Below are 22,230 nucleotides of genomic sequence, written 5' to 3' on the forward strand. Positions count from 1 at the left end.
CGTTCGGTGATTACGACGATCAGGCAGTCGCCTTGTCGTCCTTCTTAAGACTTGCAGGCGGCCAGTTGTCGAGGCGCATGCCGAGGGACAGACCGCGGGAGGCCAGAACGTCCTTGATTTCAGTCAAGGATTTCTTGCCCAGGTTCGGAGTCTTCAACAGTTCTACTTCGGTACGCTGAATCAGGTCGCCGATGTAGTAAATGTTTTCCGCCTTAAGGCAGTTAGCCGAACGTACAGTCAGTTCCAGATCGTCAACCGGGCGAAGCAGGATCGGATCGATCTCGTCTTCCTGCTCGATTACCACTGGTTCGCTGTCACCTTTGAGGTCGACGAACGCAGCCAACTGCTGTTGCAGAATGGTTGCAGCGCGGCGGATAGCCTCTTCAGGATCCAGAGTACCGTTGGTTTCCAGATCAATAACCAGCTTGTCCAGGTTAGTACGCTGCTCGACACGGGCGTTTTCCACCACGTATGCGATACGGCGAACCGGGCTGAACGAAGAGTCAAGCTGCAAGCGACCAATGCTGCGGCTTTCATCTTCATCGCTCTGACGCGAGTCGGCCGGTTCATAACCACGACCACGAGCTACAGTGAGCTTCATGTTCAGGGCGCCGTTAGACGCCAGGTTAGCGATTACGTGATCGGGGTTAACGATCTCGACATCATGATCCAGCTGAATATCGGCAGCGGTAACCACCCCCGAACCCTTCTTCGACAAGGTCAGCGTAACTTCGTCACGACCGTGCAGCTTGATAGCCAGACCTTTAAGGTTCAACAGGATTTCAATTACGTCTTCCTGTACACCTTCGATGGCGCTGTACTCGTGGAGCACACCGTCAATCTCGGCCTCGACTACTGCACAGCCGGGCATTGAGGACAACAGGATGCGTCGCAGCGCGTTGCCCAGGGTGTGGCCAAAACCACGCTCGAGAGGCTCGAGAGTGATCTTGGCGCGGGTTGGACTGACAACCTGCACATCAATGTGGCGGGGTGTCAGGAACTCATTTACCGAAATCTGCATGGATGCACCTATTTTCTAGCCCTTACTTGGAGTAGAGCTCGACAATCAGGCTTTCGTTGATGTCGGCGGACAGATCACTGCGAGCAGGAACGTTCTTGAAAACGCCCGACTTCTTCTCAGTGTCTACTTCTACCCATTCTACGCGGCCACGTTGGGCACACAGATCGAGAGCTTGGACAATGCGAAGTTGGTTTTTTGCTTTCTCGCGAATCGCGACCACGTCACCAGCACGAACCTGGTAAGACGGTACGTTAACGGTTTGGCCGTTTACGCTGACGGATTTGTGCGATACCAGCTGACGGGATTCGGCGCGAGTCGAACCAAAGCCCATACGGTATACAACGTTGTCCAGACGGCATTCGAGCAGTTGCAGCAGGTTTTCACCAGTTGCACCTTTCTTGCCAGCAGCTTCTTTGTAGTAGCCGCTGAACTGACGCTCGAGAACGCCGTAGATACGACGTACCTTCTGCTTTTCACGCAGTTGGGTGCCGTAGTCGGACTGGCGACCGCGGCGTTGGCCGTGGATACCAGGTGCTGCTTCAATGTTGCACTTCGATTCGATCGCGCGCACGCCGCTCTTCAGAAAGAGATCGGTGCCTTCACGACGAGCGAGTTTGCATTTTGGACCAATGTAACGAGCCATTCTTTACAATCTCCTGGATTACACGCGGCGCTTCTTCGGCGGACGGCACCCGTTGTGCGGGATTGGCGTCACGTCGGTGATGCTGGCGATCTTATAGCCACAGCCGTTCAAAGCACGGACAGCAGACTCACGACCTGGACCTGGACCCTTGACGTTAACGTCGAGGTTTTTCAGGCCATATTCCAGCGCAGCTTGACCAGCACGCTCAGCAGCTACTTGAGCAGCAAACGGGGTGGACTTGCGGGAACCGCGGAAACCCGAACCACCGGAGGTAGCCCAAGAAAGCGCGTTACCTTGACGGTCGGTGATGGTCACGATTGTGTTGTTAAAAGATGCATGGATGTGGGCGATGCCATCAACCACTGTCTTTTTAACTTTTTTACGAGGACGAGCAGCAGGTTTTGCCATGATAATTTTCCTGTCGATTCGCGTGGGCGATTACTTGCGGATCGGCTTACGCGGACCTTTACGGGTACGCGCGTTAGTCTTGGTACGCTGACCGCGCACTGGAAGACCACGACGATGACGCAGACCACGGTAGCAACCGAGGTCCATCAAACGCTTGATTTTCATGTTGATTTCGCGACGCAGGTCACCTTCAGTGGTGAACTTCGCCACTTCGCCACGCAACAGCTCAATCTGCTCGTCGCTCAGATCCTTGATCTTTGCGGCTGGGTTTACCCCAGTGTCTGCGCAAATTTTCTGCGCAGTAGTGCGACCAACACCATAGATGTAGGTCAGCGAGATAACAGTGTGCTTGTTATCTGGAATGTTAACGCCTGCAATACGGGCCATTCAGTGGGACTCCAATTGACAGCTACCTACGCCCCGGAAGCCAAGAAATAGGGCGCGAGATAATATCGCTGTAATAACAAATAATCAACCCGGCAGCGCACTAGCTGCCGGGCTTCAAGCGGATCACACTCAGCCTTGGCGCTGTTTGTGACGCGGTTCCGCGCTGCAAATTACTCGAACAACACCTTCGCGGCGAATAATCTTGCAGTTACGGCACAGCTTTTTCACCGATGCACGAACTTTCATCACCAACTCCTCGAACCTTATGGGGTACTCAGCGCAACATGCCGCTGCCGTAGCCCTTCAGGTTGGCTTTCTTCATCAGGGATTCGTACTGGTGCGAAACGAGGTGCGATTGTACTTGGGACATGAAGTCCATCACAACCACGACCACGATCAGCAACGAGGTCCCGCCAAGGTAGAACGGAACGTTTGCTGCAACCACCAGAAACTGGGGCAACAGGCACACGGCCGTCATATATAGAGCACCGAACAGGGTCAAGCGAGTCAAAACGCCATCAATGTAGCGTGCAGACTGCTCACCTGGACGGATGCCCGGAATAAAGGCACCGGACTTCTTCAGGTTTTCCGCTACGTCTTTCGGATTGAACATCAACGCCGTATAGAAGAAGCAGAAGAAAATAATCCCTGCACTAAACAGCAGAATATTCAACGGCTGACCAGGAGCGATCGACTGAGAGAGGTCCTGCAGCCAGCCCATATTTTCGGACTGACCAAACCAGGTACCCAACGAAGCCGGAAACAGCAAAATGCTGCTCGCGAAAATTGCCGGGATAACACCGGCCATATTCACTTTCAGCGGCAAGTGGCTTGTCTGCGCAGCAAAGACCTTGCGGCCCTGCTGACGCTTGGCGTAGTGAACAGCAATACGACGCTGGCCACGCTCAATGAATACCACAAAACCGATAATCGCTACTGCCAGCAAACCGATGGCAACCAAGGCAAAGATATTGATATCACCCTGACGTGCAGACTCGAAAGACTGCCCGATTGCTCTCGGAAGACCGGCGACGATACCTGCGAAAATCAACATCGAGATACCGTTACCAACACCACGCTCAGTAATCTGCTCACCCAGCCACATCATGAACATCGCACCAGCCACAAAAGTGGATACCGCGACGAAATGGAAGCCAAAGTCACCAGTGAACGCAACGCCCTGCCCTGCCAGGCCAACGGACATGCCGATAGCTTGAACAAGGGCGAGGACGACAGTGCCGTAGCGGGTGTACTGGCTAATCTTGCGACGACCAGCTTCACCTTCCTTCTTCAACTGCTCCAGTTGCGGGCTGACGGCGGTCATCAGTTGCATGATGATCGATGCCGAAATGTACGGCATGATCCCCAGTGCAAAGATGCTCATCCGTTCCAGCGCGCCGCCGGAAAACATGTTGAACAAGCTAAGAATGGTCCCCTCATTCTGTCGAAACAGGTCTGCGAGTCGGTCCGGGTTGATACCTGGAACCGGGATGTGTGCGCCTATTCGGTAGACGATAATCGCCAGGAACAGAAAACGCAGACGAGCCCAAAGTTCAGACATACCGCCTTTGCCGAGCGCTGAGAGAGCACCTTGCTTAGCCATTTATTCCTCGAACTTGCCGCCAGCTGCTTCGATAGCCGAACGCGCACCTTTGGTGGCGCCGATTCCCTTGCCGATAGTGACAGCGCGAGTCACTTCACCGGACAGCATGATTTTCACACGCTGTACGTTGACGTTGATCACGTTGGCATCTTTCAGGGTCTGCACAGTAACGATGTCGCCTTCCACTTTAGCCAGCTCGGACAGACGCACTTCTGCGCGGTCCATGGCTTTCAGGGAAACGAAACCGAACTTGGGCAGGCGACGATGCAGCGGCTGTTGACCGCCTTCAAAGCCTGGAGCGATGGTGCCACCGGAGCGGGAGGTTTGACCCTTGTGGCCACGGCCACCAGTCTTACCCAAACCGCTACCGATACCACGGCCCGGACGATGCTTTTCGCGACGGGAACCCGGCGCTGGACTCAGATCATTGAGTTTCATCGATTAACCCTCTACACGCAGCATGTAGTAAGCCTTGTTGATCATCCCGCGATTCTCGGGAGTATCCTGGACTTCTACAGTGTGACCGATGCGACGCAGACCCAAACCCTTAACGCACAGTTTGTGGTTAGGAATGCGGCCGGTCATGCTTTTGATCAGCGTTACTTTAACGGTAGCCATGATCAGAAGATCTCCTTGACGGTCAAGCCACGCTTGGCGGCAATGGACTCAGGAGATTGCATGGCTTTCAGACCCTTGAAAGTGGCGTGAACCACGTTTACCGGGTTAGTCGAGCCGTAGCACTTGGCCAGAACGTTCTGAACGCCAGCAACTTCGAGGACAGCACGCATAGCGCCGCCAGCGATGATACCGGTACCTTCAGAAGCAGGCTGCATGTACACCTTCGAAGCGCCATGGGCGGACTTCATTGCGTATTGCAGCGTGGTGCCGTTCAGATCAACTTGGATCATGTTGCGACGAGCAGCTTCCATTGCCTTCTGGATCGCAGCAGGCACTTCACGTGACTTGCCACGGCCGAAGCCAACACGCCCTTTACCATCACCCACCACGGTCAACGCGGTGAAAGTGAAGATACGGCCGCCTTTAACGGTTTTGGCTACGCGGTTAACTTGAACCAGCTTCTCAATGTAGCCTTCGTCGCGCTTTTGGTCGTTATTTGACATAACTTAGAACTCCAGCCCAGCTTCACGAGCAGCATCAGCCAGCGCTTTAACGCGGCCGTGGTACTTGAAGCCAGAGCGGTCGAAAGCCACTTGCGAGACGCCAGCGGCCTTAGCACGCGTAGCGACCAGCTGGCCAACCTTTGTGGCCGCGTCGATGTTGCCGGTGGCACCATCACGCAGTTCTTTATCCAAAGTCGAGGCGCTTGCCAGGACCTGGTTGCCGTCGGCCGAGATGACCTGGGCGTAGATGTGCTGCGACGAGCGATACACGCAGAGACGCACGACTTCGAGTTCGTGCATTTTCAGGCGTGCTTTGCGAGCGCGACGCAGTCGAGTAACTTTTTTGTCGGTCATTTGCTATGCCCTACTTCTTCTTGGCTTCTTTACGACGGACGACTTCGTCCGCGTAGCGCACACCTTTGCCTTTGTACGGCTCTGGTGGACGGAAGTCGCGGATCTCAGCGGCCACCTGACCTACCAGCTGCTTATCGATACCCTTGATCAGGATATCGGTTTGGCTAGGGGTCTCAGCGGTGATGCCTTCCGGCAGTTCGTAATCCACTGGGTGCGAGAAGCCAAGGGCCAGGTTCAAAACCGTGCCTTTTGCTTGCGCTTTGTAACCAACACCGACCAGCTGGAGCTTGCGCTCGAAGCCTTGGCTTACGCCTTGGACCATGTTATTTACCAACGCACGCGTGGTACCGGCCATTGCGCGAGTTTGTTGATCGCCATTGCGAGCAGCGAAACGCAACTCACCAGCTTCTTCAACGATCTCAACGGACGAATGGATGTTCAGTTCAAGAGTGCCCTTGGCACCCTTCACCGAAAGCTGTTGGCCTGCGAATTTGACTTCGACACCGGCTGGCAGCTTAACGGGGTTCTTAGCGACGCGAGACATGCTTATCCCCCCTTAGAACACAGTGCAAAGAACTTCGCCGCCGACACCGGCAGCGCGCGCAGCACGATCCGTCATCACACCTTTGTTGGTGGAGACGATAGACACGCCCAGACCGCCACGAACTTTCGGCAGATCTTCAGCGGACTTGTACTGACGCAGGCCTGGACGGCTAACGCGCTTCACTTCCTCGATGACCGAACGGCCTTCGAAGTACTTCAGCTCGATGGACAGCAGTGGCTTGATTTCGCTGCTGATCTGATAACCCGCAATGTAGCCTTCGTCTTTCAGGACTTTGGCGACAGCTACCTTCAACTTGGAAGATGGCATGCTTACGACGGACTTTTCAGCCATCTGGGCATTACGGATACGAGTTAGCATGTCCGCTAACGGGTCCTGCATACTCATGGGCTAGACGCTCCTAATACAAAAAAATTAGCCTTGCGGCTACATATGTCGCCGAGAATCTCCGGCCATAAAAAACACGGGCTCAGGCGAGCCGCGTATTTTAGACACACTCCGGAAATGAAACAAGCCCCAAAAGGGGCTTGTTCCAGATTCAAGGCCACCGGCGGTCAGTATCTTGCGATAAAGGACGCCGGGACGCTGAACGTACTTACCAGCTGGCTTTAACCAGACCTGGTACGTCACCACGCATTGCCGCTTCACGCAGTTTGTTACGGCCGAGGCCGAACTTGCGGTAAACGCCGTGCGGACGACCAGTCAGGCGGCAGCGGTTACGCATGCGCGAAGCGCTTGCGTCACGTGGCTGCTTCTGCAGAGCTACTGTCGCTTCCCAACGTGCTTCTGGACTTGCGTTCAGATCCACGATGATTGCTTTCAGTGCTGCACGCTTCTTGGCGTACTTGGCAACCGTGAGCTGACGTTTCAGCTCGCGGTTTTTCATGCTCATCTTGGCCATGGTCCTACTCCAATCAGTTGCGGAACGGGAATTTGAAAGCACGCAGCAGGGCGCGACCTTCATCATCGTTCTTGGCAGTGGTGGTCAGGGTGATGTCCAGACCGCGGAGAGCATCGATCTTGTCGTAGTCGATTTCCGGGAAGATGATCTGCTCTTTCACGCCCATGCTGTAGTTACCACGACCATCGAAGGACTTGGCATTCAGGCCGCGGAAGTCGCGAACCCGAGGCAGGGAGATCGACAGCAGACGATCCAGGAATTCATACATACGCTCACGGCGCAGAGTCACTTTGACGCCGATCGGCCAACCTTCACGGACTTTAAAGCCAGCGATGGATTTCCGAGCGTAAGTCACAACGACTTTCTGACCGGTGATCTTTTCCAGGTCAGCAACAGCGTGCTCGATGACTTTTTTGTCACCGACCGCTTCGCCCAGACCCATGTTCAGGGTGATTTTGGTAACGCGTGGAACTTCCATCACGTTCGAAAGCTTAAGTTCTTCCTTAAGTTTCGGTGCGATTTCTTTCCAGTAAATCTCTTTTAGTCGTGCCATGGTCTTCTACCTAGCAGTGTTCAAGCATCAACCGCTTTTTGGGTCGACTTGAAGACACGAATTTTCTTGCCGTCTTCTACTTTGAAACCAACGCGGTCAGCCTTGTTGGTTTCGCCGTTGAAAATGGCGACGTTAGAAGCGTCCAGTGGAGCTTCTTTTTCGACGATACCGCCTTGCACGCCCGACATCGGGTTTGGCTTGGTATGACGCTTGACCAGGTTCAGACCGCCGATAACCAGACGGTTATTAGCGAGAACCTTGAGCACCTTACCGCGCTTACCTTTGTCTTTGCCGGCGATCACGATGATCTCGTCGTCACGACGAATCTTTTGCATGTCGGATCTCCTTACAGCACTTCTGGGGCGAGCGAGACGATCTTCATGAACTTCTCAGTACGAAGTTCACGGGTCACTGGCCCAAAGATACGGGTGCCGATCGGCTCTTGCTTGTTGTTCAAAAGAACAGCAGCGTTGCCATCAAAGCGGATAATGGAGCCATCAGCACGACGTACGCCGTGACGAGTGCGGACTACAACAGCAGTCATCACTTGGCCTTTTTTCACTTTACCGCGAGGAATTGCTTCCTTGACGGTAACCTTGATGATGTCACCGATACCAGCGTAACGACGATGGGAGCCACCCAGCACCTTGATGCACATAACACGGCGAGCGCCGCTGTTATCGGCCACATCGAGCATGGATTGAGTCTGAATCATATAATTTCTCCGACCCCTAGTCCTTAGACTTCCACAGCGCGTTCGAGAACATCAACCAGTGCCCAAGACTTGGTCTTGGCCAGCGGACGAGTTTCACGAATAGTGACTTTGTCGCCGATGTGGCACTGATTGGTTTCGTCGTGCGCGTGCAGCTTAGTCGAACGCTTAACATATTTACCGTAGATCGGGTGCTTAACGCGACGCTCGATCAAAACGGTGATGGTTTTGTCCATCTTGTCGCTGACAACACGGCCAGTCAGCGTACGGACAGTCTTTTCGGCTTCAGCCATGATCACTTACCTGCCTGCTGGTTGAGCACAGTCTTCACGCGAGCGATGTCACGCTTAACTTGCGAGAGCAGATGAGACTGCCCCAACTGGCCAGTTGCTTTCTGCATACGCAGATTGAACTGGTCGCGCAGCAGGCCGAGCAGTTGCTCGTTCAGCTGCTGTGCGGATTTTTCACGAAGTTCATTCGCTTTCATCACATCACCGTCCGTTTAACAAAGGCGGTGGCGAGCGGCAGCTTTGCAGCAGCCAGGGCAAAAGCCTCACGCGCCAGCTCTTCAGTTACACCCTCGATTTCATACAGGACTTTGCCTGGCTGAATCTGGGCTACCCAGTATTCCACGTTACCCTTACCTTTACCCATCCGAACCTCGAGAGGCTTTTTGGAGATCGGCTTGTCCGGGAATACACGGATCCAGATCTTGCCGCCACGTTTAACGTGACGGGTCAGAGCACGACGCGCTGACTCGATCTGACGAGCGGTGAGACGACCACGAGCTACAGACTTCAGCGCGAACTCGCCGAAGCTGACTTTGCTACCGCGCTGAGCCAGACCACGGTTGTGGCCTGTCATCTGCTTGCGGAACTTCGTACGCTTTGGTTGCAACATTTGGCGTACCCCTTACTTAGCAGCTTTTTTACGAGGCGCTGGTGCTTGTGGTTTCAGTTCTTCTTGGCGACCACCAATTACTTCGCCTTTGAAGATCCAAACCTTTACACCGATCACACCGTAAGTGGTGTGAGCTTCGTAGTTGGCATAGTCGATGTCGGCACGCAGGGTGTGCAGTGGCACACGACCTTCGCGATACCATTCAGTACGTGCGATTTCAGCACCGCCGAGACGACCGCTCACTTGGATTTTGATGCCTTTGGCACCAATGCGCATGGCGTTCTGTACAGCGCGCTTCATAGCGCGACGGAACATTACACGACGCTCCAGCTGCTGAGCTACGCTCTGCGCAACCAGCATACCGTCGAGCTCCGGCTTGCGGATCTCTTCGATATTGATGTGCACAGGCACACCCATTTGCTTGGTCAGGTCCTGACGCAGTTTCTCAACATCTTCACCTTTCTTCCCGATAACGATACCTGGACGAGCGGTGTGGATGGTGATACGTGCGGTTTGCGCCGGGCGATGGATATCGATACGGCTTACGGACGCGCTTTTTAGTTTGTCTTGGAGATACTCACGCACCTTCAGATCAGCGAACAAATAGTCCGCATAAGTCCGGCCGTCTGCATACCAGACGGAGGTGTGTTCCTTGACGATTCCCAGGCGAATGCCAATGGGATGTACTTTCTGACCCATCTCTTCGACTCCGTTACTTGTCAGCAACCTTGACAGTGATATGGCAAGACCGCTTGACGATGCGATCAGCACGGCCTTTGGCACGTGGCATGATTCGCTTCAGCGAACGCCCTTCGTTGACGAAAACGGTGCTGACCTTCAGGTCATCAACGTCTGCGCCTTCGTTATGCTCGGCGTTGGCTACGGCCGACTCCAGCACTTTCTTCATGATCTCGGCGGCTTTCTTACTGCTGAAAGCCAACAGGTTGAGCGCTTCGCCCACCTTCTTCCCGCGGATCTGGTCGGCGACCAAGCGGGCTTTCTGGGCGGAGATTCGAGCGCCCGACAACTTAGCGGCTACTTCCATTTCCTAACCCCTTAACGCTTGGCTTTCTTGTCTGCCACGTGCCCACGATAAGTGCGGGTACCGGCAAACTCGCCTAGTTTGTGGCCGACCATGTCTTCGTTCACGAGAACTGGGACGTGCAAGCGACCGTTGTGTACAGCGATGGTCAGACCGACCATTTGTGGCAGGATCATCGAACGACGCGACCAGGTTTTCACCGGCTTGCGATCATTCTTTTCCGCCGCCACTTCGATCTTCTTCAGTAGGTGAAGATCAATAAAAGGACCTTTTTTCAGAGAACGTGGCACTGTCGTATCCCTCTATTTACTTGCGACGACGGACGATCATTTTGTCGGTACGCTTATTACCACGAGTCTTCGCGCCCTTAGTCGGGAAGCCCCATGGCGATACCGGATGACGACCACCAGAGGTACGACCTTCACCACCACCGTGTGGGTGGTCAACCGGGTTCATGGCAACACCACGAACGGTTGGGCGAACGCCACGCCAGCGTTTGGCACCGGCTTTACCCAACGAACGCAGGCTGTGCTCGGAGTTCGAGACTTCGCCCAGGGTCGCACGGCATTCAGCCAATACTTTACGCATCTCACCAGAACGCAGACGCAGGGTCACGTAGACACCTTCACGAGCGATCAGCTGAGCCGAAGCACCAGCGGAACGAGCGATTTGCGCGCCTTTACCTGGCTTCAATTCGATGCCGTGTACGGTGCTACCAACTGGAATGTTACGCAGTTGCAGAGCGTTGCCCGGCTTGATCGGTGCCAGGGCACCTGCGATCAGCTGGTCGCCAGCACTCACGCCTTTAGGCGCGATGATGTAGCGACGCTCGCCATCTGCGTACAACAGCAGAGCGATGTGAGCAGTACGGTTTGGATCGTATTCAATGCGCTCGACAGTGGCAGAGATGCCATCTTTGTCGTTGCGACGGAAATCGACCATACGATAATGCTGCTTATGGCCACCACCGATGTGACGAGTGGTAATGCGACCATTGTTGTTACGACCACCAGTCTTCGATTTCTTCTCGAGCAGCGGTGCGTGAGGAGCGCCTTTATGCAGCTCCTGGTTGACCACCTTGACCACGAAACGGCGGCCAGGGGAAGTCGGTTTGCATTTAACGATTGCCATGATGCACCCCTTCCTTACTCAGCACTGCTGCTGAAATCGAGATCTTGGCCTGGCTGAAGGGAGATAACTGCCTTCTTCCAGTCATTACGCTTGCCCAGACCGCGAGCAGTGCGCTTGCTCTTACCCAGAACATTCAGGGTAGTAACACGCTCTACTTTCACGCTGAACAGGCTTTCGACGGCCTTCTTGATTTCCAGCTTGGTTGCGTCAGTTGCAACCTTGAAAACGAACTGGCCTTTCTTGTCAGCCAGAACCGTAGCCTTTTCGGAAACGTGCGGGCCAAGCAGAACTTTAAATACGCGTTCCTGGTTCATCCCAGCAGCTCCTCGAATTTCTTCACGGCCGACACGGTGATCAACACCTTGTCGTATGCGATCAGACTAACTGGATCGGAACCTTGCACATCACGTACATCAACGTGTGGCAGGTTGCGAGCAGCCAGGTACAGGTTCTGATCAACAGCTTCAGACACGATCAAAACGTCGGTCAGGCTCATGTTGTTCAGTTTGCCCAGAAGATCTTTGGTTTTTGGACTTTCAACAACGAAGTCCTGAACCACGACCAGACGATCAGTACGCACGAGTTCAGCAAGGATGGAGCGCAGAGCTGCGCGGTACATCTTCTTGTTGAGCTTCTGAGAGTGATCCTGTGGACGTGCTGCGAAAGTGGTACCACCGCCACGCCAGATTGGGCTACGGATAGTACCGGCACGAGCACGGCCAGTGCCTTTCTGACGCCAAGGGCGCTTACCGCCACCACGTACGTCGGAACGGGTCTTTTGCTGCTTGCTACCTTGACGGCCGCCGGCCATGTAGGCCACGACTGCTTGGTGAACCAGCGTCTCGTTGAATTCGCCGCCAAATGTCAGTTCGGAAACTTCGATCGCTTGAGCGTCATTTACATTTAATTGCATGTCAGCTTCCCCTTAACCGCGAGCCTTGGCCGCTGGACGTACAACCAGGTTGCCGCCAGTAGCGCCAGGAACAGCACCCTTGACCAACAACAGATTGCGTTCAGCGTCGACGCGCACTACTTCGAGGGACTGCACGGTCACGCGCTCAGCGCCCATATGACCGGACATTTTTTTGCCCTTGAATACACGACCAGGAGTCTGGCACTGGCCAATAGAGCCCGGGACGCGGTGGGAAACGGAGTTACCGTGAGTGTTGTCTTGACCACGGAAATTCCAACGCTTGATCGTACCCTGGAAGCCTTTACCCTTGGACTGACCGGTTACATCAACCAGTTGACCAGCGGCGAAGATTTCAGCGTTGATCAGATCGCCAGCCTGGTAGTCGCCGTCTTCAAGACGGAACTCCATGACAGTACGACCAGCTGCAACGTTTGCTTTAGCGAAGTGACCTGCTTGAGCAGCAGTCACACGCGAAGCGCGACGCTCGCCGACAGTGACTTGCACTGCACGATAGCCATCGGTTTCTTCAGTTTTGAACTGGGTGACGCGATTCGGCTCGATCTCAATGACCGTGACCGGAATGGAGACACCTTCTTCGGTGAAAATACGGGTCATACCGCATTTACGACCGACTACACCAATAGTCATGTTGTAAACCTCATGAGTGTACGGGGCTTTCACCCGCTATGGCCGCCCATTTCAGAGCGTTACACGACTAAGACCCAAGTCTTAGCCGAGGCTGATCTGTACTTCCACACCGGCTGCCAGATCTAGCTTCATAAGCGCATCAACGGTTTTATCCGTTGGCTGGACGATGTCCAGTACGCGCTTATGAGTACGGATCTCGTACTGGTCGCGCGCGTCTTTGTTGACGTGCGGAGAGACCAGAACGGTGAACCGCTCTTTACGAGTAGGCAGTGGGATAGGACCACGCACCTGAGCCCCAGTACGTTTCGCGGTTTCCACGATTTCCTGGGTGGATTGGTCGATCAGGCGATGGTCGAAAGCCTTCAACCTGATACGAATTTTCTGATTTTGCATTGGATTTCAGACTCCGGCTGCTTTTCCCAGCGAGCGCAATACGCCCGTTAAAAGGAGGCGCAATTCTATAGACGCTCCAGATAGGTGTCAACTCAATAAAAAAGGCCCCCGCTGAGCGGGGGCCTTCTCAAACATCCGAAGCTATCTCAGAAGAGATGCTTACTCGATGATTTTAGCTACAACACCAGCACCAACAGTACGGCCGCCTTCACGAATCGCGAAGCGCAGACCGTCTTCCATTGCGATGGTCTTGATCAGGGTAACTTCCATTTGGATGTTATCGCCTGGCATTACCATTTCAACGCCTTCTGGCAGCTGGCAGTTACCAGTCACGTCAGTAGTACGGAAGTAGAACTGTGGACGGTAGCCTTTGAAGAACGGAGTGTGACGACCGCCTTCTTCCTTGCTCAGAACATAAACTTCTGCGGTGAACTTGGTGTGCGGCTTGACCGAACCTGGCTTAACCAGAACCTGGCCACGCTCAACGTCGTCACGCTTGGTACCACGCAGCAGAACGCCGCAGTTCTCGCCAGCACGACCTTCGTCGAGCAGCTTGCGGAACATTTCAACACCTGTGCAGACGGTGTTGGTGGTGTCACGCAGACCAACGATTTCCAGTGCATCCTGAACGCGAACGATACCGCGCTCGATACGACCAGTCACAACAGTACCGCGACCGGAGATCGAGAATACGTCTTCGATTGGCATCAGGAACGGCTTGTCGGTCAGACGAACTGGTTCTGGGATGTAGCTGTCCAGAGTCTCTACCAGCTTCTTAACAGCGGTAGTGCCCATTTCGTTGTCGTCTTTGCCTTCCAGAGCCATACGAGCGGAACCGATGATGATCGGAGTGTCGTCGCCTGGGAAGTCGTAAGTGCTCAGCAGATCGCGCACTTCCATCTCAACCAGTTCCAGCAGCTCAGCGTCGTCTACCAGGTCAGCCTTGTTCAGGAAAACCACGATGTACGGAACGCCTACCTGACGGGACAGCAGGATGTGCTCACGGGTTTGTGGCATCGGACCATCAGCGGCCGAGCAAACCAGGATTGCGCCGTCCATCTGGGCAGCACCGGTGATCATGTTCTTCACATAGTCAGCGTGACCTGGGCAGTCAACGTGAGCGTAGTGACGAATCGAAGAGTTGTACTCTACGTGCGCGGTGTTGATGGTGATACCACGAGCTTTTTCTTCTGGAGCGCTGTCGATTTTATCGAAATCAACGACTGCGGAACCGAAAACTTCGGAGCAGACGCGAGTCAGAGCTGCGGTCAGAGTGGTTTTACCGTGGTCAACGTGACCGATAGTGCCAACGTTGACGTGCGGTAGGGAACGATCAAATTTTTCTTTAGCCACGACAATTAACTCCTTGCCTAAAGGACTGAATCAGCCTTGTTTTTTGGATACAGTTTCAGCGATGTGCGCCGGAGCTGTGTTGTATTTTTTGAATTCCATAGAGTAGCTTGCGCGACCCTGGGACATGGAGCGAACGTCGGTCGCATAACCGAACATCTCACCCAACGGAACCTCGGCGCGAATCACTTTGCCGGAAACCGTGTCTTCCATACCCAAGATCATGCCGCGACGACGGTTAAGGTCGCCCATGACATCACCCATATAGTCTTCAGGTGTAACAACTTCTACCGCCATGATTGGCTCAAGCAACTCACCACCGCCCTTCTGGGCCAGTTGCTTGGTTGCCATGGAAGCAGCCACCTTGAACGCCATCTCGTTGGAGTCGACGTCGTGGTAAGAACCGTCAAAAACGGTTGCTTTCAGGCCGATCAGCGGATAGCCGGCAACAACACCGTTCTTCATCTGCTCTTCGATACCCTTCTGGATAGCAGGGATGTATTCCTTAGGAACCACACCACCCACTACTTCGTTCACGAATTGCAGACCTTCCTGACCTTCGTCAGCAGGAGCAAAACGGATCCAGCAGTGACCGAACTGACCACGACCGCCGGACTGACGAACGAACTTGCCTTCGATTTCACAGTTCTTCGTGATGCGCTCACGATAGGAAACCTGAGGCTTACCGATGTTGGCTTCGACGTTGAATTCACGGCGCATCCGGTCAACCAGGATGTCCAGGTGAAGCTCGCCCATGCCGGAGATGATCGTTTGACCAGTCTCTTCATCAGTCTTGACGCGGAAAGATGGATCTTCCTGAGCAAGCTTGCCCAGAGCGATACCCATTTTTTCCTGGTCATCCTTGGTCTTGGGCTCTACGGCAACCGAAATAACCGGCTCCGGGAAGTCCATGCGAACGAGGATGATTGGCTTATCAGCGTTGCACAAGGTTTCACCAGTGGTGACGTCCTTCATGCCGATCAGGGCCGCGATGTCACCAGCGCGTACTTCCTTGATCTCTTCACGGGCGTTTGCGTGCATTTGCACCATACGACCCACGCGCTCTTTCTTGCCTTTAACCGAGTTGATCACGCCGTCGCCGGAGTTCAACACGCCCGAGTAAACACGGACGAAGGTCAAGGTACCCACGAATGGGTCAGTGGCAATTTTAAATGCCAGAGCGGAGAACGGTTCTGCGTCGTCTGCATGACGCTCCAGCTCGATAGTCTCGTCATCCGGGTCGGTACCCTTGATGGCTGGAATATCAACCGGGGCCGGCAGGTAGTCGATCACAGCATCGAGAACCAGGGGAACGCCCTTGTTCTTGAACGAAGAACCGCAAACAGCCAGGACGATTTCGCCAGCGATAGTACGCTGACGCAGAGCGGCCTTGATTTCCACGTTGGTGAGTTCTTCACCTTCGAGGTACTTGTTCATCAGCTCTTCATTGGCTTCGGCAGCAGCCTCAACCATGTTGTTGCGCCACTCGTCAGCCAGCTCCTGCATATCAGCAGGGATAGGCTTACGAACAGGAACCATACCCTTGTCAGCATCGTTCCAGTAAACAGCTTCCATGGTCAGCAGATCGATCTGGCCCTGGAAGTTGTCTTCGGAACCGATAGCCAACTGGATTGGCACCGGAGTGTGACCCAGACGCTGCTTGATCTGACCGATCACGCGCAGGAAGTTGGCACCAGCACGGTCCATCTTGTTTACATAAACAAGACGTGGAACGCCGTATTTGTTGGCTTGACGCCATACGGTTTCCGACTGCGGCTCAACACCCGAGGTACCGCAGAACACAACAACAGCGCCGTCGAGTACACGCAGGGAACGCTCAACTTCAATGGTGAAGTCTACGTGGCCCGGGGTATCGATTACGTTGAAGCGGTGCTCATCTTTGTACTGCTTCTCGGAACCTTTCCAGAAGGCGGTAATAGCAGCAGAAGTAATGGTAATACCACGCTCCTGCTCCTGAACCATCCAGTCTGTGGTCGCGGCGCCGTCATGCACCTCGCCCATTTTGTGACTTTTGCCGGTGTAAAACAGCACGCGCTCGGTGGTGGTGGTTTTACCAGCATCCACGTGAGCGACGATACCGATGTTACGGTAACGGCTAATCGGTGTAGTACGAGCCATAAAGCCCTCGCAAAATTAGTGAAGCTAAGATTAGAAGCGGTAGTGCGAGAAAGCTTTGTTGGCTTCAGCCATACGGTGCACGTCTTCACGCTTCTTAACAGCAGCACCTTTACCTTCAGCAGCGTCCAACAGCTCGCCGGCCAAACGCAGAGCCATAGACTTCTCGCCGCGCTTGCGGGCGAAGTCTACCAACCAGCGCATTGCCAGGGCGTTACGACGGGACGGACGAACTTCGACCGGAACCTGGTAAGTAGCACCGCCTACACGGCGCGACTTCACTTCGACCAGCGGAGCGATGGCGTCGAGAGCTTTCTCGAAGATTTCCAGGGGATCGCTGTTCTTTCGTTCTTTAACCTTTTCCAGCGCGCCATAAACGATACGCTCGGCAACGGCTTTTTTACCGCTTTCCATTACGTGGTTCATGAACTTGGCCAGAATTTGGCTTCCGTATTTTGGATCGTCAAGCACTTCGCGCTTGGCTGCTACGCGTCTTCTTGGCATGGATAAGCCCTCAAACGGTCTTCAGGTTCGTTCGGAATCAGTGCCCTTTCGGGGCGCCTCCGACCTTACTCTTATCGACTCAGAAAATAAGATGATTCAGTTTTACAAGAAGCGACTACTACTTAGGCTTCTTGGTACCGTACTTCGAACGACCCTGGTTACGGCCTTTAACGCCGGAAGTATCCAGGGAGCCGCGTACGGTGTGGTAACGAACACCTGGCAAGTCTTTTACACGACCGCCGCGGATCAGTACCACGCTGTGCTCTTGCAGGTTGTGACCTTCACCGCCGATGTACGAGGAAACCTCGAAACCGTTGGTCAGGCGCACACGGCATACTTTACGCAGTGCCGAGTTAGGTTTTTTCGGCGTGGTGGTATACACACGGGTGCATACGCCACGACGTTGCGGGCAGTTCTGCAGCGCAGGCACGTCGGATTTCTCGACGATACGCTTACGCGGCTGACGTACCAGCTGGTTGATAGTTGCCATCTACTAGCTCCACTGTTGTCTTGCGACGCTATTGTCTTGCAAGAAAAGCAAAATGGCAGGAACGAATTCCCGCCAAATTTAGGGGTACAAGAGTCTAAAGAGGATCTTGCCCCCAGTCAAGGCAAGGCCCCGACCTCCCCGCCCGTCGAATTGGGGCATAAATGCCTCGATCCGACGAATGGGGCTGCCAGGGCCCAGTCTCATCTATCGCAGAACTCAGTTACCGCTTGAGTTCAGCGCTTCGGTCAGTGCAGCTTCCACTTCACTGGCGCTTACGCGCAGCGGCTTGTCAGCATCACGGCGGCGCTTGCGCTCGCTGTGGTAAGCCAAACCGGTACCAGCCGGGATCAGACGACCCACGACCACGTTTTCTTTCAGGCCACGCAGGTAATCGCGCTTGCCGGTTACCGCTGCTTCGGTCAGTACGCGAGTGGTCTCCTGGAAGGAGGCCGCCGAGATGAACGATTCAGTGGACAACGACGCCTTGGTGATACCCAGCAGCACGCGAGTGAACTTGGAGACAAACTTGTCATCCGCGCCCAGACGCTCGTTCTCTACCAGTACGTGAGTCAGTTCCATCTGGTCGCCCTTGATGAAACTGGAATCGCCGGATTCAGCGATTTCAACTTTACGCAGCATCTGACGCAGGATGGTCTCGATGTGCTTGTCGTTGATCTTCACGCCCTGCAGGCGGTAAACGTCCTGGATCTCGTTGACGATGTACTTGGCCAGCGCACTCACACCCAGCAGACGCAGGATGTCGTGTGGATCGCTCGGGCCGTCGGAGATAACTTCGCCGCGGTTTACCTGTTCGCCTTCGAAGACGTTCAGGTGACGCCACTTCGGAATCAGCTCTTCGTACGGATCGGTACCGTCGTTCGGGGTAATGACCAGACGGCGTTTGCCCTTGGTCTCTTTACCGAACGCGATGGTGCCGCTGACTTCAGCCAGAATCGACGCTTCCTTCGGACGACGCGCTTCGAACAAGTCGGCAACACGCGGCAGACCACCGGTGATGTCGCGGGTCTTCGAAGTTTCCTGCGGGATACGCGCGATAACATCACCGATCGCGATCTTCGCACCATCCGCCACACCGACCAGGGCGTTGGCTGGCAGGAAGTACTGAGCGATTACGTCAGTGCCTGGCAGCAACAAGTCCTTGCCGTTGTCGTCGACCATCTTCACGGCAGGACGGATGTCTTTACCGGCAGCTGGACGATCTTTCGCATCGAGTACTTCAATGTTGGTCATACCGGTCAATTCGTCGGTCTGACGCTTGATCGTGATGCCTTCTTCCATGCCCACGTAGGTCACGGTACCTTTCATTTCGGTAACGATTGGGTGAGTGTGCGGATCCCACTTGGCCACGATTGCGCCAGCGTCTACCTTGTCACCTTCTTTAACCGAAATCACAGCACCGTACGGCAGCTTGTAACGCTCACGCTCACGACCGTAGTCATCAGCGATTGCCAGCTCACCGGAACGGGACACAGCAACCAGGTGGCCATCCACTCGTTCAACGTGTTTCAAGTTGTGCAGACGGACAGTACCGCCATTCTTCACCTGAACGCTGTCGGCTGCGGAGGTCCGGCTTGCCGCACCACCGATGTGGAACGTACGCATGGTCAGCTGGGTACCCGGCTCACCGATGGACTGGGCAGCGATAACGCCGACCGCTTCACCGATGTTCACCTGGTGACCACGAGCCAAATCACGGCCGTAGCACTTGGCGCAAATGCCGTAGCGGGTTTCGCAGCTGATCGGCGAGCGAACGATCACTTCGTCGATGCTGTTGAGCTCGATGAACTCGACCCACTTCTCGTCAACCAGGGTGCCAGCAGGAACGATAACTTCCTCGGTACCCGGCTTGAACACGTCACGGGCAATGACTCGACCCAGTACGCGCTCACCCAGCGGCTCTACAACGTCGCCGCCTTCAATGTGCGGCGTCATCAGCAAGCCGTGTTCGGTGCCGCAGTCGATCTCGGTAACAACCAGATCCTGTGCAACGTCTACCAGACGACGAGTCAGGTAACCGGAGTTAGCCGTCTTCAACGCGGTATCCGCCAAACCTTTACGAGCACCGTGAGTGGAGATGAAGTACTGAAGTACGCTCAAACCTTCACGGAAGTTCGCAGTAATCGGCGTTTCAATGATGGAACCGTCCGGCTTGGCCATCAGGCCACGCATACCGGCGAGCTGACGGATCTGCGCAGCAGAACCCCGTGCGCCCGAGTCGGCCATCATGTACATGGAGTTGAAGGACTCCTGGTCAACTTCGTCGCCATGGCGGTCGATGACTTTCTCTTTCGAGAGGTTGGCCATCATTGCCTTGGACACTTCGTCGTTGGCCTTGGACCAAAGGTCGATCACCTTGTTGTACTTCTCGCCCTGGGTTACCAGGCCGGAGGCGTACTGGCTTTCGATCTCTTTCACTTCATCGGTGGCGGCACTGATGATGCGGGCTTTTTCATCCGGGATAACGAAGTCGTTAACACCGATGGAAACGCCGGAGATGGTCGAATAAGCAAAACCTGTGTACATCAACTGGTCAGCGAAGATCACGGTCTCTTTCAGACCAACCACGCGGTAGCACTGGTTGATCAGCTTGGAGATCGCCTTTTTCTTCATCGGCAGGTTGACGACGTCGTACGACAGACCTTTTGGCACAACCTGATACAACAGCGCACGGCCGACAGTGGTGTCGACGATACGCACGTTGCTCACACTGCCGCCGTCACGGTCGTTGACGGTTTCGTGGATCCGCACTTTGACCTTGGCGTGCAGTGCGGCTTCGCCGGCACGGAACACACGGTCAACTTCCTGCAGGTCCGCGAAGACACGACCTTCGCCCTTGGCGTTGATCGCTTCACGGGTCATGTAATACAGACCCAATACAACGTCCTGCGACGGAACGATGATTGGCTCACCGTTGGCTGGCGACAGAATGTTGTTGGTCGACATCATCAACGCACGCGCTTCCAACTGAGCTTCCAGTGTCAGCGGTACGTGCACGGCCATTTGGTCGCCGTCGAAGTCGGCGTTGTACGCAGCACAGACCAGAGGGTGCAGCTGGATAGCCTTACCTTCGATCAGTACCGGTTCAAACGCCTGGATACCCAGACGGTGAAGGGTCGGTGCACGGTTGAGGAGAACCGGGTGTTCGCGGATCACTTCAGCGAGAACGTCCCAAACCTCTGGCAGTTCACGCTCGACCATCTTCTTGGCCGCTTTGATGGTGGTCGCAAGACCGCGCATTTCCAGCTTGCCGAAGATGAATGGCTTGAACAGCTCGAGTGCCATCTTTTTGGGCAGACCGCACTGGTGCAGACGCAGGGTCGGGCCTACGGTAATTACCGAACGACCGGAGTAGTCAACACGCTTACCGAGCAAGTTCTGACGGAAACGACCTTGCTTACCCTTGATCATGTCAGCCAGGGATTTCAAAGGACGCTTGTTCGAACCGGTGATAGCGCGGCCACGACGACCGTTGTCGAGCAACGCATCGACGGCTTCCTGCAACATACGCTTTTCGTTGCGCACGATGATGTCCGGAGCGGACAGATCCAGCAGGCGCTTCAAGCGGTTGTTACGGTTGATCACGCGACGGTACAGGTCGTTGAGGTCGGACGTCGCGAAGCGACCACCGTCCAACGGTACCAGCGGACGCAGGTCTGGCGGCAGAACCGGCAGAACGGTCAGCACCATCCACTCTGGCAGGTTGCCGGAACCCTGGAAGGCTTCCATCAACTTCAGACGCTTGGACAGTTTCTTGATCTTGGTTTCGGAGTTGGTTTGCGGAATCTCTTCACGCAGACGGCCAATCTCGTGTTCCAGGTCGATAGCGTGCAGCAGTTCACGGACAGCTTCAGCACCCATGCGGGCATCGAAATCGTCACCGAATTCTTCCAGCGCTTCGAAGTACTGCTCGTCGTTCAGCAGCTGACCCTTTTCAAGGGTGGTCATGCCTGGATCGATAACGACATAGCTCTCGAAGTAGAGAACGCGTTCGATATCACGCAGGGTCATGTCCATCAGCAAGCCGATGCGGGACGGCAGCGATTTCAGGAACCAGATGTGGGCAACCGGCGAAGCCAGTTCGATGTGCGCCATGCGCTCACGACGAACCTTGGCCAGCGCGACTTCAACGCCGCACTTCTCGCAGATCACACCACGGTGCTTCAAGCGCTTGTACTTACCGCACAGGCACTCGTAATCCTTTACCGGGCCAAAGATCTTGGCGCAGAACAGGCCGTCACGCTCAGGTTTGAACGTACGGTAGTTGATGGTTTCCGGCTTTTTAACTTCACCGAACGACCACGAACGGATCATCTCAGGCGATGCCAATCCAATACGGATGGCGTCGAACTCTTCGACTTGACCCTGGTTTTTCAGCAAATTCAGTAGGTCTTTCAAGGCCTTTCCTCCTGGCGGAGCAGAGAGCGGGCATCGCTGCCA

General features: G+C 54.8%; 32 protein-coding genes. All 32 read right to left on the bottom strand.

What is annotated here, in order from left to right; translation table 11 throughout:
* Window positions 1-19: 19 nt before the first annotated feature.
* The 32 genes from RHM60_RS13265 to rpoC all read right to left on the bottom strand — a co-directional run bounded on the left by RHM60_RS13265 (window position 20) and on the right by rpoC (window position 22,188).
* The gene (locus RHM60_RS13265) at window positions 20-1,021 is read right to left on the bottom strand and encodes a DNA-directed RNA polymerase subunit alpha (RefSeq protein ID WP_003176403.1); all 1,002 of its coding nucleotides are present in this window, start codon (window positions 1,019-1,021) and stop codon (window positions 20-22) included.
* Between the two features lie 22 nt (window positions 1,022-1,043).
* Window positions 1,044-1,664: a 30S ribosomal protein S4 gene (gene rpsD, locus RHM60_RS13270; RefSeq protein ID WP_003210056.1), complete on the bottom strand. Its 621-nt coding sequence runs from the start codon at window positions 1,662-1,664 to the stop codon at window positions 1,044-1,046.
* Window positions 1,665-1,682: 18 nt separating this feature from the next.
* On the bottom strand, window positions 1,683-2,072 hold the full coding sequence (gene rpsK, locus RHM60_RS13275) for a 30S ribosomal protein S11 (protein WP_002555466.1): 390 nt from the start codon (window positions 2,070-2,072) through the stop codon (window positions 1,683-1,685).
* A gap of 30 nt (window positions 2,073-2,102) precedes the next feature.
* Window positions 2,103-2,459 (bottom strand): 30S ribosomal protein S13, encoded by a 357-nt coding sequence (rpsM, locus tag RHM60_RS13280; RefSeq protein ID WP_003210063.1) that lies wholly within the window; start codon window positions 2,457-2,459, stop codon window positions 2,103-2,105.
* 129 nt (window positions 2,460-2,588) lie between these two features.
* Window positions 2,589-2,705 (bottom strand): 50S ribosomal protein L36, encoded by a 117-nt coding sequence (rpmJ, locus tag RHM60_RS13285; RefSeq protein WP_002555468.1) that lies wholly within the window; start codon window positions 2,703-2,705, stop codon window positions 2,589-2,591.
* A gap of 28 nt (window positions 2,706-2,733) precedes the next feature.
* Window positions 2,734-4,062, bottom strand: a complete 1,329-nt coding sequence (gene secY, locus RHM60_RS13290; RefSeq protein WP_003194637.1) for a preprotein translocase subunit SecY — start codon at window positions 4,060-4,062, stop codon at window positions 2,734-2,736.
* Window positions 4,063-4,500 carry a 50S ribosomal protein L15 gene (rplO, locus tag RHM60_RS13295; protein WP_003176407.1) on the bottom strand — a complete coding sequence of 146 codons (438 nt, stop codon included), beginning with the start codon at window positions 4,498-4,500 and terminating at the stop codon, window positions 4,063-4,065.
* A gap of 3 nt (window positions 4,501-4,503) precedes the next feature.
* Window positions 4,504-4,680: a 50S ribosomal protein L30 gene (gene rpmD / locus RHM60_RS13300; RefSeq protein ID WP_003176408.1), complete on the bottom strand. Its 177-nt coding sequence runs from the start codon at window positions 4,678-4,680 to the stop codon at window positions 4,504-4,506.
* A 2-nt stretch (window positions 4,681-4,682) separates the two neighbouring features.
* Window positions 4,683-5,183 (bottom strand): 30S ribosomal protein S5, encoded by a 501-nt coding sequence (gene rpsE, locus RHM60_RS13305; protein WP_003176409.1) that lies wholly within the window; start codon window positions 5,181-5,183, stop codon window positions 4,683-4,685.
* A 3-nt stretch (window positions 5,184-5,186) separates the two neighbouring features.
* A complete protein-coding gene (rplR, locus tag RHM60_RS13310) occupies window positions 5,187-5,537 on the bottom strand; it encodes a 50S ribosomal protein L18 (RefSeq protein ID WP_003176410.1) in 351 nt (116 codons plus the stop codon).
* 10 nt (window positions 5,538-5,547) lie between these two features.
* A complete protein-coding gene (gene rplF / locus RHM60_RS13315; RefSeq protein ID WP_003176412.1) occupies window positions 5,548-6,081 on the bottom strand; it encodes a 50S ribosomal protein L6 in 534 nt (177 codons plus the stop codon).
* A 12-nt stretch (window positions 6,082-6,093) separates the two neighbouring features.
* Complete coding sequence (gene rpsH / locus RHM60_RS13320; RefSeq protein ID WP_003176413.1) at window positions 6,094-6,486, bottom strand: 30S ribosomal protein S8; 393 nt, start codon at window positions 6,484-6,486, stop codon at window positions 6,094-6,096.
* A gap of 208 nt (window positions 6,487-6,694) precedes the next feature.
* Entirely contained in the window at window positions 6,695-7,000 is a 306-nt protein-coding gene (gene rpsN / locus RHM60_RS13325; protein WP_003176414.1) for a 30S ribosomal protein S14, read from the bottom strand.
* Window positions 7,001-7,013: 13 nt separating this feature from the next.
* Window positions 7,014-7,553 (bottom strand): 50S ribosomal protein L5, encoded by a 540-nt coding sequence (gene rplE / locus RHM60_RS13330; protein ID WP_003176415.1) that lies wholly within the window; start codon window positions 7,551-7,553, stop codon window positions 7,014-7,016.
* A 20-nt stretch (window positions 7,554-7,573) separates the two neighbouring features.
* The gene (rplX, locus tag RHM60_RS13335; protein WP_003176416.1) at window positions 7,574-7,888 is read right to left on the bottom strand and encodes a 50S ribosomal protein L24; all 315 of its coding nucleotides are present in this window, start codon (window positions 7,886-7,888) and stop codon (window positions 7,574-7,576) included.
* Window positions 7,889-7,899: 11 nt separating this feature from the next.
* Entirely contained in the window at window positions 7,900-8,268 is a 369-nt protein-coding gene (gene rplN / locus RHM60_RS13340; RefSeq protein WP_002555479.1) for a 50S ribosomal protein L14, read from the bottom strand.
* 23 nt (window positions 8,269-8,291) lie between these two features.
* Window positions 8,292-8,558, bottom strand: coding sequence for a 30S ribosomal protein S17 (gene rpsQ / locus RHM60_RS13345; protein ID WP_003176419.1), 267 nt, complete (start codon window positions 8,556-8,558; stop codon window positions 8,292-8,294).
* A gap of 2 nt (window positions 8,559-8,560) precedes the next feature.
* Complete coding sequence (gene rpmC, locus RHM60_RS13350; protein ID WP_002555481.1) at window positions 8,561-8,752, bottom strand: 50S ribosomal protein L29; 192 nt, start codon at window positions 8,750-8,752, stop codon at window positions 8,561-8,563.
* The gene (gene rplP, locus RHM60_RS13355) at window positions 8,752-9,165 is read right to left on the bottom strand and encodes a 50S ribosomal protein L16 (protein ID WP_003232424.1); all 414 of its coding nucleotides are present in this window, start codon (window positions 9,163-9,165) and stop codon (window positions 8,752-8,754) included. The genes rpmC and rplP overlap by 1 nt, the downstream gene beginning before the upstream one ends.
* A 12-nt stretch (window positions 9,166-9,177) precedes the next feature.
* Window positions 9,178-9,864 carry a 30S ribosomal protein S3 gene (gene rpsC / locus RHM60_RS13360; protein WP_003176422.1) on the bottom strand — a complete coding sequence of 229 codons (687 nt, stop codon included), beginning with the start codon at window positions 9,862-9,864 and terminating at the stop codon, window positions 9,178-9,180.
* A 13-nt stretch (window positions 9,865-9,877) separates the two neighbouring features.
* Window positions 9,878-10,210 carry a 50S ribosomal protein L22 gene (gene rplV, locus RHM60_RS13365; RefSeq protein WP_003103908.1) on the bottom strand — a complete coding sequence of 111 codons (333 nt, stop codon included), beginning with the start codon at window positions 10,208-10,210 and terminating at the stop codon, window positions 9,878-9,880.
* Between the two features lie 11 nt (window positions 10,211-10,221).
* Entirely contained in the window at window positions 10,222-10,497 is a 276-nt protein-coding gene (gene rpsS / locus RHM60_RS13370) for a 30S ribosomal protein S19 (protein ID WP_003232420.1), read from the bottom strand.
* 16 nt (window positions 10,498-10,513) lie between these two features.
* Window positions 10,514-11,338 carry a 50S ribosomal protein L2 gene (gene rplB / locus RHM60_RS13375; protein ID WP_057010373.1) on the bottom strand — a complete coding sequence of 275 codons (825 nt, stop codon included), beginning with the start codon at window positions 11,336-11,338 and terminating at the stop codon, window positions 10,514-10,516.
* 14 nt (window positions 11,339-11,352) lie between these two features.
* On the bottom strand, window positions 11,353-11,652 hold the full coding sequence (rplW, locus tag RHM60_RS13380) for a 50S ribosomal protein L23 (RefSeq protein ID WP_002555488.1): 300 nt from the start codon (window positions 11,650-11,652) through the stop codon (window positions 11,353-11,355).
* Entirely contained in the window at window positions 11,649-12,251 is a 603-nt protein-coding gene (gene rplD / locus RHM60_RS13385) for a 50S ribosomal protein L4 (RefSeq protein WP_209985407.1), read from the bottom strand. The genes rplW and rplD overlap by 4 nt, the downstream gene beginning before the upstream one ends.
* Window positions 12,252-12,263: 12 nt before the next feature.
* A complete protein-coding gene (gene rplC / locus RHM60_RS13390; protein ID WP_003194649.1) occupies window positions 12,264-12,899 on the bottom strand; it encodes a 50S ribosomal protein L3 in 636 nt (211 codons plus the stop codon).
* An 81-nt stretch (window positions 12,900-12,980) separates the two neighbouring features.
* The gene (gene rpsJ / locus RHM60_RS13395) at window positions 12,981-13,292 is read right to left on the bottom strand and encodes a 30S ribosomal protein S10 (protein ID WP_003232414.1); all 312 of its coding nucleotides are present in this window, start codon (window positions 13,290-13,292) and stop codon (window positions 12,981-12,983) included.
* 159 nt (window positions 13,293-13,451) lie between these two features.
* Window positions 13,452-14,645 (bottom strand): elongation factor Tu, encoded by a 1,194-nt coding sequence (gene tuf / locus RHM60_RS13400; RefSeq protein WP_057010371.1) that lies wholly within the window; start codon window positions 14,643-14,645, stop codon window positions 13,452-13,454.
* A gap of 30 nt (window positions 14,646-14,675) precedes the next feature.
* Window positions 14,676-16,781 (bottom strand): elongation factor G, encoded by a 2,106-nt coding sequence (fusA, locus tag RHM60_RS13405; RefSeq protein ID WP_003232412.1) that lies wholly within the window; start codon window positions 16,779-16,781, stop codon window positions 14,676-14,678.
* Window positions 16,782-16,811: 30 nt separating this feature from the next.
* The gene (gene rpsG / locus RHM60_RS13410) at window positions 16,812-17,282 is read right to left on the bottom strand and encodes a 30S ribosomal protein S7 (RefSeq protein ID WP_002555493.1); all 471 of its coding nucleotides are present in this window, start codon (window positions 17,280-17,282) and stop codon (window positions 16,812-16,814) included.
* A gap of 118 nt (window positions 17,283-17,400) precedes the next feature.
* Window positions 17,401-17,772 (bottom strand): 30S ribosomal protein S12, encoded by a 372-nt coding sequence (gene rpsL / locus RHM60_RS13415; protein WP_002555494.1) that lies wholly within the window; start codon window positions 17,770-17,772, stop codon window positions 17,401-17,403.
* A gap of 216 nt (window positions 17,773-17,988) precedes the next feature.
* The gene (gene rpoC / locus RHM60_RS13420; protein ID WP_209985410.1) at window positions 17,989-22,188 is read right to left on the bottom strand and encodes a DNA-directed RNA polymerase subunit beta'; all 4,200 of its coding nucleotides are present in this window, start codon (window positions 22,186-22,188) and stop codon (window positions 17,989-17,991) included.
* Between the last annotated feature and the right edge of the window lie 42 nt (window positions 22,189-22,230).

Origin of the sequence: Pseudomonas sp. MH9.3, from assembly GCF_034354675.1 — a bacterium.
GTDB lineage: Bacteria > Pseudomonadota > Gammaproteobacteria > Pseudomonadales > Pseudomonadaceae > Aquipseudomonas.

What these genes read in the sequence shown, in the direction of transcription:
- rpmD (WP_003176408.1), bottom strand. Translation starts at nt 4,680, where the DNA reads ATGGCTACCGTTAAAGTAACGCTGATCAAAAGCATGACCGGCCGCATT.
- rplF (WP_003176412.1), bottom strand. Translation starts at nt 6,081, where the DNA reads ATGTCTCGCGTCGCTAAGAACCCCGTTAAGCTGCCAGCCGGTGTCGAA.
- rpsC (WP_003176422.1), bottom strand. Translation starts at nt 9,864, where the DNA reads ATGGGTCAGAAAGTACATCCCATTGGCATTCGCCTGGGAATCGTCAAG.
- rpsL (WP_002555494.1), bottom strand. Translation starts at nt 17,772, where the DNA reads ATGGCAACTATCAACCAGCTGGTACGTCAGCCGCGTAAGCGTATCGTC.
- RHM60_RS13265 (WP_003176403.1), bottom strand. Translation starts at nt 1,021, where the DNA reads ATGCAGATTTCGGTAAATGAGTTCCTGACACCCCGCCACATTGATGTG.
- rplO (WP_003176407.1), bottom strand. Translation starts at nt 4,500, where the DNA reads ATGAAACTCAATGATCTGAGTCCAGCGCCGGGTTCCCGTCGCGAAAAG.
- rpsH (WP_003176413.1), bottom strand. Translation starts at nt 6,486, where the DNA reads ATGAGTATGCAGGACCCGTTAGCGGACATGCTAACTCGTATCCGTAAT.
- secY (WP_003194637.1), bottom strand. Translation starts at nt 4,062, where the DNA reads ATGGCTAAGCAAGGTGCTCTCTCAGCGCTCGGCAAAGGCGGTATGTCT.
- rplW (WP_002555488.1), bottom strand. Translation starts at nt 11,652, where the DNA reads ATGAACCAGGAACGCGTATTTAAAGTTCTGCTTGGCCCGCACGTTTCC.
- rpsN (WP_003176414.1), bottom strand. Translation starts at nt 7,000, where the DNA reads ATGGCCAAGATGAGCATGAAAAACCGCGAGCTGAAACGTCAGCTCACG.
- rplD (WP_209985407.1), bottom strand. Translation starts at nt 12,251, where the DNA reads ATGCAATTAAATGTAAATGACGCTCAAGCGATCGAAGTTTCCGAACTG.
- rpsE (WP_003176409.1), bottom strand. Translation starts at nt 5,183, where the DNA reads ATGTCAAATAACGACCAAAAGCGCGACGAAGGCTACATTGAGAAGCTG.
- rpsQ (WP_003176419.1), bottom strand. Translation starts at nt 8,558, where the DNA reads ATGGCTGAAGCCGAAAAGACTGTCCGTACGCTGACTGGCCGTGTTGTC.
- rplN (WP_002555479.1), bottom strand. Translation starts at nt 8,268, where the DNA reads ATGATTCAGACTCAATCCATGCTCGATGTGGCCGATAACAGCGGCGCT.
- rpsM (WP_003210063.1), bottom strand. Translation starts at nt 2,459, where the DNA reads ATGGCCCGTATTGCAGGCGTTAACATTCCAGATAACAAGCACACTGTT.
- rplE (WP_003176415.1), bottom strand. Translation starts at nt 7,553, where the DNA reads ATGGCACGACTAAAAGAGATTTACTGGAAAGAAATCGCACCGAAACTT.
- rpsJ (WP_003232414.1), bottom strand. Translation starts at nt 13,292, where the DNA reads ATGCAAAATCAGAAAATTCGTATCAGGTTGAAGGCTTTCGACCATCGC.
- rpsK (WP_002555466.1), bottom strand. Translation starts at nt 2,072, where the DNA reads ATGGCAAAACCTGCTGCTCGTCCTCGTAAAAAAGTTAAAAAGACAGTG.
- rpmJ (WP_002555468.1), bottom strand. Translation starts at nt 2,705, where the DNA reads ATGAAAGTTCGTGCATCGGTGAAAAAGCTGTGCCGTAACTGCAAGATT.
- rpmC (WP_002555481.1), bottom strand. Translation starts at nt 8,752, where the DNA reads ATGAAAGCGAATGAACTTCGTGAAAAATCCGCACAGCAGCTGAACGAG.
- rpsD (WP_003210056.1), bottom strand. Translation starts at nt 1,664, where the DNA reads ATGGCTCGTTACATTGGTCCAAAATGCAAACTCGCTCGTCGTGAAGGC.
- rplB (WP_057010373.1), bottom strand. Translation starts at nt 11,338, where the DNA reads ATGGCAATCGTTAAATGCAAACCGACTTCCCCTGGCCGCCGTTTCGTG.
- rpsG (WP_002555493.1), bottom strand. Translation starts at nt 17,282, where the DNA reads ATGCCAAGAAGACGCGTAGCAGCCAAGCGCGAAGTGCTTGACGATCCA.
- rplR (WP_003176410.1), bottom strand. Translation starts at nt 5,537, where the DNA reads ATGACCGACAAAAAAGTTACTCGACTGCGTCGCGCTCGCAAAGCACGC.
- rplP (WP_003232424.1), bottom strand. Translation starts at nt 9,165, where the DNA reads ATGTTGCAACCAAAGCGTACGAAGTTCCGCAAGCAGATGACAGGCCAC.
- rplV (WP_003103908.1), bottom strand. Translation starts at nt 10,210, where the DNA reads ATGGAAGTAGCCGCTAAGTTGTCGGGCGCTCGAATCTCCGCCCAGAAA.
- rplC (WP_003194649.1), bottom strand. Translation starts at nt 12,899, where the DNA reads ATGACTATTGGTGTAGTCGGTCGTAAATGCGGTATGACCCGTATTTTC.
- fusA (WP_003232412.1), bottom strand. Translation starts at nt 16,781, where the DNA reads ATGGCTCGTACTACACCGATTAGCCGTTACCGTAACATCGGTATCGTC.
- rplX (WP_003176416.1), bottom strand. Translation starts at nt 7,888, where the DNA reads ATGCAAAAGATTCGTCGTGACGACGAGATCATCGTGATCGCCGGCAAA.